6 protein-coding genes are annotated in these 6,597 nt (G+C 54.6%); 2 read left to right on the top strand and 4 right to left on the bottom strand.

What is annotated here, in order from left to right:
• Positions 1 to 210, top strand: a 210-nt coding sequence (locus PN477_RS19330; protein ID WP_272117102.1) for a hypothetical protein, incomplete at its 5' end; no start/stop codon positions are given.
• A 124-nt stretch (positions 211 to 334) separates the two neighbouring features.
• On the opposite strand, the gene cdf31 is transcribed toward PN477_RS19330, so the two are convergent.
• Complete coding sequence (gene cdf31 / locus PN477_RS19325) at positions 335 to 1,261, bottom strand: CDF family zinc efflux transporter Cdf31 (RefSeq protein ID WP_272117100.1); 927 nt, start codon at positions 1,259 to 1,261, stop codon at positions 335 to 337.
• Positions 1,262 to 1,456: 195 nt separating this feature from the next.
• Here cdf31 and PN477_RS19320 point away from each other — a divergent pair, with 195 nt between their 5' ends.
• A complete protein-coding gene (locus PN477_RS19320) occupies positions 1,457 to 1,807 on the top strand; it encodes a hypothetical protein (protein WP_272117098.1) in 351 nt (116 codons plus the stop codon).
• Between the two features lie 302 nt (positions 1,808 to 2,109).
• Here PN477_RS19320 and PN477_RS19315 read toward each other — a convergent pair whose 3' ends face one another.
• The 3 genes from PN477_RS19315 to PN477_RS19305 form a co-directional block, all read right to left on the bottom strand.
• Entirely contained in the window at positions 2,110 to 2,373 is a 264-nt protein-coding gene (locus PN477_RS19315) for a DUF4327 family protein (protein WP_272117097.1), read from the bottom strand.
• Positions 2,374 to 2,757: 384 nt separating this feature from the next.
• Complete coding sequence (locus tag PN477_RS19310; RefSeq protein ID WP_272117095.1) at positions 2,758 to 4,362, bottom strand: glycoside hydrolase family 3 N-terminal domain-containing protein; 1,605 nt, start codon at positions 4,360 to 4,362, stop codon at positions 2,758 to 2,760.
• 58 nt (positions 4,363 to 4,420) lie between these two features.
• Positions 4,421 to 6,166, bottom strand: a complete 1,746-nt coding sequence (locus tag PN477_RS19305; RefSeq protein WP_272117093.1) for a GldG family protein — start codon at positions 6,164 to 6,166, stop codon at positions 4,421 to 4,423.
• Between the last annotated feature and the right edge of the window lie 431 nt (positions 6,167 to 6,597).

The raw sequence follows: 6,597 nt of genomic DNA, 5'->3' as shown, positions 1-6,597 counted from the left end.
CGTTTTCCTGGGAGAAAAATAAAATTAGGACATTTGTACTGTTTTTTGAGGCATCTTCAGGAAACTACCGTTATTTTCCCTGCTCAAATCGCCAAATTGGCTAGAGCAGATTTTTCTCTCATCACAAAGAATCAGCCCTACTTTTTAAGGGGGGAACGCAAAAAAGTCCCCCTTTTTAAGGGGGGAACGCAAAAAAGTCCCCCTTTTTAAGGGGGATTTAGGGGGATCAAACGCAGACGAGGCCAACATTGGAACGTTATGTATAAGCAGTAGCCCCGTGGGAGAGGGGTTTGGGGTGAGGGTAATCAGTGAACAGGCTGTAACGAGACAACCATCATGATTCTTGCAGACCAAAACTGATCTGCTCCGATTCATAGTCCGGCGGTTCGATGTGAATCAACACCCGCACCGGGCCAAACCGTTCATCGAGAGCCTGTTCCACCGCTTCGGTAATCTCATGGGCTGTTTCCACATCCTGAGCCTCAACAATCATGTGCATTTCGATAAAAACCTGCCGCCCCAACAAACCCCGCGAGGCAATGTCATGACAGTTCACCACCCCCGACACCGTCATGGTGACTTGATAAATCGCTTCTGGTGCGATCGCAATCTCATCCACTAACCACGGCAAATTATCCCGCAGCACCTCCCAACCACTGCGAAACACCAACAACGCCACCGGAAACGCCAGCACAATATCCAGCCACAGCAACTGCGGCAGATCCCACACTCGACTCTGCCACAGCCCAATCATCCCCGCCAGCACCACGATCGTCACCCACACATCACTCATCGTATGCTTCGCATCGGCAATCAACAGCGGGCTATCCAACCGCAGCCCCACCCGTCGTTCATAGAACGCCACGAAAATATTAATCCCCAACACCAGCAGCAATAACCACAACTCCCCCCCCGACACATTAACCGGACTCGTCCCCAGCCAAAGCCGCGTCACCGCCGAGCGCAGGATTTCAAAACAGGTAATGCCCAAAAAGGCGGCAATTCCCAGCGCCCCCACCGCCTCAAATTTTTGATGACCATAGGGATGTTCGCGATCCGGGTGCGGGGAAGACCAGCGATTCGCCAACAGACCCAACACATTGTTGGCGCTGTCCGTCACACTGTGGAGCGCATCGGCTTGTAAACTCAACGACCCCGTCCAAAACCCCAGTCCGGCTTTAATCGCCATGACCAGGAGGTTAAAACCGAGGGTGAGGATCAACACGTAACGAACTTGATCCCGTGGGGATTGCATTACCATGATAAGTATTCTGAGTCCGAAGCCAGTTTGTTGAAAATTGTCGCAGACTTCTGGGTCGATTTGCCCAGTGGGTGGATTCTGTGATTTACAGACGGACGTGATTCATGTTGTAATTTCCCTAACTTGAGCGACACCGTTTGCCGTCCCATCGAGTTTCTCGACTGCTATCCTCGATCGCTACTTTATTGGTTTCCAATGCCCCAACTGAAAATTAATTTACTCGAAGGCTCTGTTTCGTTCACTTGCCCACCGGAAACGGTGCAGGCAATTCAAGAGGCGATCGCCTCCCTCATGCAAGACCTCAGAGCCAGTACTATCAACAGCAGCAGCCCAGGGAAGCGTCCCAAGTCCAAACCCCCCCTCGACTATTGCCACACAGGAGAGGTCTTTCTCGAACTGTTTTGCAATCCCAATATCTACCCCAGTCCGTTTGCGGCCAAGGTTTTAGTGACCCTGCGTGATGATCGTATCCGTCTGAGTTCAGAGGCAGAACTGACGCGCCTGATTGAGGATCTGAATCAATATTGTGAGCAACTCGAAGCCTAGAAGTCCGATCCAGGCTATAGCAATCCTCAATCGTAAATCTATAATCCCCGCCAACAAGGGGCTGAAGCCCCTTGCCTGTTCATGAATCAAATAGGATTGCGATCGGGCAAAGATGAGAAGAAGTCACGCCGGCGCTTTGATGGCAGCCGTGTGACTTCTCCAAGGGGGGGGATAATTGAGTCCAGCTTGGTTGGTACTGGGTTGGGCTTAATAACTCTTCGCTGGCATGGTGTTGCGATCGCTGAACAGGGTCTATCGGAGAATAATCGGCATCCGTTCAGAACCCAGATTAGACCGGGAGCTTAATCGTTGTCCCAAGATTGCGCGCCGATCAAGTCCACGATGCGATCGCGCAGCAAATATTCACACTTCGCCAACTCGCATTCCACATACACCCATTCGCGGGCAGGAATATGTTGGCAAAGCACATAAATAGGTTGTTGGCGGCTCACCAAGCCCCGTTCGACCAATTGACGAGCTTCGTCTTGCAGCATTGAAACCGAATAGTGGAGCCGAGCATCATACTCTGCATCTGGAGTGGGAGCCGTTAATGTATTTACACTCATAATTCACCTTTAATAAGCCTTAGCGGTGGTATATCTAGAGCTAATTGGGTGGTGTAGTACGGAAAATTTTAGGTTTCCTACCCAGAGAAGCATCCTCATTCAGTATAGAGAGTTACAGATTGATTGCCCAGCTAGATAAGAATTCTAAAACACTGCTTCAATTTCGGTTATCTGTGTTACGAAAAACCCACAAAACACCGAAACCGAAGCACCATGAACCCAATTGCCCCATTAACGTGGATTTTGACAGCAGCAAGATCCTGACGGGATGATCAACGCCGATTCCCGCTTTGATTTTCGCTCTATTTTGCAGCCGACAGCAGTTTTGAAGGTTGATTATTCAAGGTGGAGAGAAAAAAGGGCTGAATTATAGATTAAGAGAGATTATATAAATTCATCTCCAATGCCCTGAATCATTGAGCGGGTTTGATGTTGAGCCTGAAAGACGGTCTCAAGCACCATATGCTGTGCGCTTGGCATCTGACCATAGGTAAATGCCCAAGGAAATTGGGGTGGACAGTCTTGCATCAGCCATTGGGCCAGATAAGGACTACCGTAAAGGATCGCGGCCCCGATCTTTTGGTCTCTTAATAAACCCTTAAGTTGTGTTTGAATGGCGGGGGGGAGGCTGGCTGTGCCGCGAAAGGGATTGCCCCGGATGAAGAGTTGGAGCAGGCTGGGGGTGTGAAGGGTGTCCCAGGGAAATTCGAGGAGTTGTTCCGGTTCGAGGCAGCGGAGTTGGTAGCCTTGACGTTGGGGTAGGGCGATCGCCGGGGCGGTGCGACTGAGAAAGTCGCAGGTGAGCAGGGAATGGGCGACAACAAAATTAATCGGTTGAGCGGCGGGGTCGGGGGCTTGGTATGCGTCGAGGGCGTGGGTGTGGAGGGAGTGGTGGAGGATGGTGTGGACGGTGGTTTGGGCGTGGGGACTGGCGAGGGTGGTGAGGCGATCGCTGATCATCCCGGTGGCGGGGGGGGCGAGTTTGGCTTTGGCGGCGGCGATGCGATCGGCGGTGGCGGCGATCTGGGCGGCGGGAATGCGTCCCTGTTCAACGGCGGCGGCGATGGCGAGGATCGCGGCTTCGGGGTCGGCGGGCATCAGGATAATATCGGCTCCGGCGGCCACGGCTTGCACGGCCACCTCTTCCGGGCTGGCCCAGTTTGCCACGCCGCCCATCACTAACGCATCGGTGACGATTAAGCCATCAAAGCCGAGATTATGCCGCAGTTGGCCGGTGAGGATCGGGGCGGAGAGGGTGGCGGGGGCTTGGTCGTCCCAGGCGGGGATGAGGAGATGGCCGGACATGACGCTATCAACTCCGGCGGCGATCGCAGCTTGGAATGGGGGAAGCTCCACCTGTTGGAGGCGATCGCGATCGTGGGTCAGGCTGGGGAGGTGTAGGTGCGAATCCGTTTGGGTATCACCATGGCCGGGGAAATGTTTGGCACTGGTGAGGACGGGGTATTGATGGCAGCCTTGGATGAAGGCAGCGGCTAAACGCCCGACGGTGGCGGGATCTTCGCCAAAGGCCCGCACGTTGATCACGGGGTTGTTGGGATTGTTGTTCACATCCACCACCGGGGCTAAAATCCAGTTCACCCCGATGCTGAGGGCTTCTTGGGCGGTGATCGCGCCCATCTGGGTGGCCAATCGGTCAGCCTGGGCGGGGTCAGCGATCGCACTCAAGGCCATGGGCGGCGGAAACCAAGTTGCGCCCGGAAAGCGTTGCCCCACGCCTTCTTCAATATCAGCGGCGATCAGCAGGGGGGTGGCGGCCCAGGCTTGCAATTGCTCGGTGCGGACGGCCACTTCCGTCACCGTTCCCCCCAGGAGAATCACGCCGCCGATCTGCCAATCGGTGATCCAGCGGTGGAGTTGGGCGGCGGTGGCTTCCCATTGGGGATAGGGGATTTGGTGGTCGAGGAGATGTCCCGACGCACGGACGACGATCATTTGGCCAATTTGCGATCGCAAGCATTCCCCATCCATCACACCACACCTCCAACAATGGGGATCAGCCTATCACAATTACACCCCATGCCCTGCCCTAACGCCGTTGCCACCAGATCACCCCCGCCATCATGAACCCCAACGCCGGGAACACAATCACCGCCAACCAGCCCAGTAACCGGGACTGCTCCACCGAAAGGATGATGCGACGATTTTCTAAGGTTTTCGGACGAATCGAGAGCAACTGTTCATCCTCATCGGCCAGCCATTTAACGGAGTTTAAGAACATATCGCCATTGAGTTGCTGCTCAAACCAGCCATTGGTGGCAAAGGTGGCATTACCAAACACCACAAGACGCGCTTCGGGTTCTGCATCCTCCTCGTCCTCCTCCTCGTCCTCCTCGTCTGTCTCTGCTTCGTCTGGGGTTTCGTCCTCATCGGCCGTTGCCGCTGCGTCATTGTCGATCGCATCAGGCTCCGGGCCCAGTTCCTCCCCCACCTCCAGCGGATCATCCAGGGATAGCAGCTCATTGTCCCGATCCAGCTCGGCCAATCGTGCCGCCACCCGATCCGCCTCCACCGTTTGGGTGAGGGCCACGCCCAGGTTTAAGGGGCCTTCAAGATCTTCATCGGGGTCAAATTCCAACGTTTCCGAGGAGACATTTTGTTCCGCCCAACTTTCGGCACTGGTGATCGCCAGGGGGGTGGCGATCACATCCTCCGCATCGTCGATCCGGATTGCTTGGGCGAGGGGATAGAAGGAAATACCGTTTTGGAAGTCGAGGGTGATCGGATGGCCGCCGTATTGGGTGACGATGGGGGTGGCGGGGCCGAGATTGGCGGCATTCCCGGCCCCAGAGGCATCAATCACCAAGCGGCCATCCAGTTCAATGCCCCAATCCGCGAGGAGTGGCTCTAGGCCGGAGAAGGTTTCCGGGTCGAGGAGGACGAAGACGCTGCCGCCTTCATCGAGATAGGTGGCGATCGCATCCACTTCCCCTTCAAACAAGGCCCGCTCTGGACTGGCCACCACTAACACCGTGGCATCAGGGGGAATCTGAGTTTCCACGGCGAGATCCAAGGGGCTAACTTGATAGCCTTTTTCTTCGAGGCTGGTGACGGCTTGATAGAGACCGCCTTCCACGGGGTCGAGGGGCAATTCACCATGGCCTTGGAGAAAATACACATGGGGTTGGCGATCGCGCAGAATCTTTTCAATGCCGTTGGTAATTTGCAATTCCGAAAGGGATTCCTCTTGTCGCAAGGTTTGGATCAACAGGGTTTTACGCCCATATTCCAAATGCACTTCCCCGATCACCTCCACCCCAAACCGATTCGCCGCCGATACCTCCGTGGCCGGGTCAGCGTAGACATAGCGAAAATTCGGGTTTAAGCGGCTGTAGTTTTTCAGTAAGGTTTGATCAATGGAATCGGGAACTGGCTCAAAAATCCAAACGGTGAGGGGTTCAGAGAGGGACTCCACCAAGGTTTCGGTTTGGGGGGAGAGGGTGAAAAGCTGGGTTTCCGTCACATCAACTTGAACCCCGAAGCGTACCGCCAACACATTCACACAGCCCAGAATCACCACCATCGCCACCGTGGCCGCGATCGCATTTGTCCCCACCTGAGCAGAACGCCGTTGGGATAATCGGGACACAATCCCAAGACGCTGTTCCACCGCCACCAAGGTGATCAAGCCCCCCACGCCCACAAACAGGCCCGCGAGCAACCGCGAACCCTGACCCAAGCCCAGAATGACAAAACCGGTGGTCAAGAGACAGGGGCCAACCCAAATCAGCAGGGATCGCCAAACTTTATGCTTGAAAAAAACGGGCAATTTCATGATCTTCCTCCGAGAAACCCTATCCCCTTGTGGGTGGGGATGGATAGGAGCGGCAATTGAGTGGGGGTCAATCCCCCCGAAATTGCCCATTCTGTAGTCAGAAGCGTAGTCATTCTTAACTTACTATGTGGGTTTGTCCCCTTGCGGGGTGGAGCGGTATGGTTACCGCTCCAATGGGGATATGGTTGTCCCCGACATCCATTGCTGGAGTAACGTTCGCTTCGCCAATGTTCAGAGTCGGTACTTTCCAAATGGCACTGTCTTAACCCTCTAGGACTGTTTAACCATCTGGTTTTAGAGCTTGGGACTAGCGTCGCATCCCAAGGTAAGAACTTGAACGCTTACTCTGAACGTAGACCGCGAAGGTCTGAGGCTGGTCAACTAAACTCACTGAGGTTTGAGGCTTTTACAAGCCCCATCCCCTTGTGGGT

The sequence above is a fragment of the Spirulina subsalsa CS-330 genome, from assembly GCF_028330765.1.
GTDB lineage: Bacteria > Cyanobacteriota > Cyanobacteriia > Cyanobacteriales > Spirulinaceae > Spirulina > Spirulina subsalsa_A.
This window is presented reverse-complemented; position numbering and strand designations above follow the sequence as displayed.

Bases quoted from the DNA above. Each gene is read 5' to 3' on its own strand.
- PN477_RS19320 (WP_272117098.1), top strand. From the start codon at position 1,457: ATGCCCCAACTGAAAATTAATTTACTCGAAGGCTCTGTTTCGTTCACT.
- PN477_RS19305 (WP_272117093.1), bottom strand. From the start codon at position 6,166: ATGAAATTGCCCGTTTTTTTCAAGCATAAAGTTTGGCGATCCCTGCTG.
- PN477_RS19310 (WP_272117095.1), bottom strand. From the start codon at position 4,362: ATGGATGGGGAATGCTTGCGATCGCAAATTGGCCAAATGATCGTCGTC.
- PN477_RS19315 (WP_272117097.1), bottom strand. From the start codon at position 2,373: ATGAGTGTAAATACATTAACGGCTCCCACTCCAGATGCAGAGTATGAT.
- cdf31 (WP_272117100.1), bottom strand. From the start codon at position 1,261: ATGGTAATGCAATCCCCACGGGATCAAGTTCGTTACGTGTTGATCCTC.